The 2,065-nt window shown below is 67.4% G+C and carries 1 protein-coding gene, 1 tRNA gene and 1 pseudogene; 2 read left to right on the top strand and 1 reads right to left on the bottom strand.

From position 1 onward, the window contains the following. Positions 1 to 248, top strand: a pseudogene (locus BN903_RS15055) (MBL fold metallo-hydrolase); the annotation flags it as partial. 158 nt (positions 249 to 406) lie between these two features. Continuing rightward, positions 407 to 1,411: a GTP 3',8-cyclase MoaA gene (moaA, locus tag BN903_RS15050; protein ID WP_048078503.1), complete on the top strand. Its 1,005-nt coding sequence runs from the start codon at positions 407 to 409 to the stop codon at positions 1,409 to 1,411. Between the two features lie 440 nt (positions 1,412 to 1,851). Here the strand turns inward: moaA and BN903_RS15045 are convergent. After that, positions 1,852 to 1,926, bottom strand: a tRNA-Arg gene (locus tag BN903_RS15045). Positions 1,927 to 2,065 lie beyond the last annotated feature (139 nt).

The following is a 2,065-nucleotide window of genomic DNA, read 5'->3' as shown; positions in this document are numbered from 1 at the left end:
GGTTCGCGGACGGCGTCGACTGCCTGGTCCACGACTGCTCGTTCCCGGACGACGTCGACGTGTCGAACCACCCGCGGCCGACGAGCCTCGGCGAGTCGCTCGCGGGCGCGAAGATCGGCACCCTCCTGCTGTCGCACCTCTACCCGCACACCGGCGGCCGCGAGCGCGAGATGGAGCAGCAGGTCCGCGAGGCGGGGTTCGACGGCGAGGTGCGAGCCGCGGAGGACGGGCTCCGCGTGTCGCTGTGACCGGCGGCGACGGGATTTCGCTGCCGTCATCGTCGCGTCGAGCTGTCGGAAGGGTAATTGGTCGTCCGCCGTGAGTCGACCGGAACGTAACCGATGGCTGTTACGCACCCGCACGATCGACCCGTCTACTTAAGCGCCCGTAGTCGCTCCTGTCGGGTATGGCCGGCCCACTCGCGGACGACTTCGGACGGGAGGTGACGGGAGTCCGGATTTCGCTCACCGACCGGTGTAACTTCGACTGCGTCTACTGTCACAACGAGGGGTTAGGCGACACGCGCGGGCCGATGGAGCCGAGCGAGTCGGAGATGAGCGCCGACGACGTGGTCCGCTTCCTGGAGGTCGTCGAGGGCTACGGCGTCGACGCGGTGAAGTTCACCGGCGGCGAGCCGATGCTCCGACAGGATCTCGAAGAGATCATCCAGCGCACGCCCGACTCGATGGAGGTCTCGATGACGACGAACGGCACCTTCCTCCCCGGTCGCGCCGCGGACCTGAAGGCCGCCGGCCTCGACCGCGTCAACGTCTCGCAGGACGCGCTCGACCCGGACGACTTCGCGGAGGTGACGAAGTCGGGCGCGTACGAGAAGGTGTTGGAGGGCGTGAAGGCCGCCGTCGACGCCGGACTCGACCCCGTGAAGCTCAACATGGTCGTGTTCACGCACACCGCGGGCTACGTCGAGGAGATGGTCGAGCACGTCGCCGAAAACGAGGGGCTCCAGCTCCAGCTCATCCAGTACATGCCGGAGCTGACCGGCAAGCCCGAGTGGAACGTCGACATCGGGCGCGTCCACGACTGGCTCGCGGAGGAGGCCGACCGGGTCGAACACCGCGAGATGCACGACCGGAAGCGCTACTTCGTCGGCGAGGAGAGCGACGACGAGACGGGCGGGATGGTCGAGATCGTCGACCCCGTCGAGAACGAGGAGTTCTGCGCGAACTGCGGCCGCGTCCGCGTCACCCACGAGGGCTACCTGAAGGGGTGTCTCAACCGCAACGACGACCTCCGGTCGATGGGCGAGATGACGCGCGAGGAGATCGCGGAGACGTTCGAGGCAGTGGTGGCCAACCGCGTGCCCTACTACGGCGAGTACCTCGTCGAGGGCGACGACGGCGAGTACGAACTCAACGAGAAGTACCTCGGGACGCCGCCGGCGGCGGACTGAGCGGTCCAGAAGTGAAACTCCCGCGGAGACGACTCTTCTTGAAGTGGTGATTGCGGTGGCGCGTGCCTCCGAGCGGTCGCCTCTGGCGACCGCGAGTAGCGAGGGACCGCAGGTCCCTCGGACAGCCGGCGGCAAAGCCGCCGGCGAGAGCACCGCGCGAGGGAGTCAGTCGGTCGGAGCGAAGCGGAGACCGACTGACGAGGCTGGGGAGGCGTGAGGCTGTGCGGTGCGGGGCGGGACTCGAAGGGGCAGCCGGGAGGGGGGCGCAGGCGACGCGAGCACCGCAGGAACGAGCGCAGCGAGTGACGAGGAGCGCGGCGAGCGTGCGCCCCCCTCCCGGCTGGGGCTTCGGCGGTCTCGGTCTCAGTGTTGACTATGTACCGTCGAAGCGTAGTAGTCACAGCAGCATTCGGAACACCACGAAACGAACGATCTGAGGACGGGCACAGTGGGATTCGAACCCACGACCGTCGGATTAGAAGTCCGACGCTCTATCCGGGCTGAGCTATGTGCCCTCATTCGCTTCTAATCCGCCGGGTCTAAAAAAAACGCCCGCGGTTCGCGGTGGCCCGCTCGGGGCCGCCCAACAGCAGACCTAAGTCCGCGAGCGGAGTAGCCGCCGGTAATGAACGTCATCGGAACCGTCGGTCTCCC

It is taken from the genome of Halorubrum sp. AJ67 (assembly GCF_000513435.1).
The sequence above is the reverse complement of the archived record's forward strand: the minus strand, read 5'-3'. Positions and strand labels throughout refer to the sequence as shown.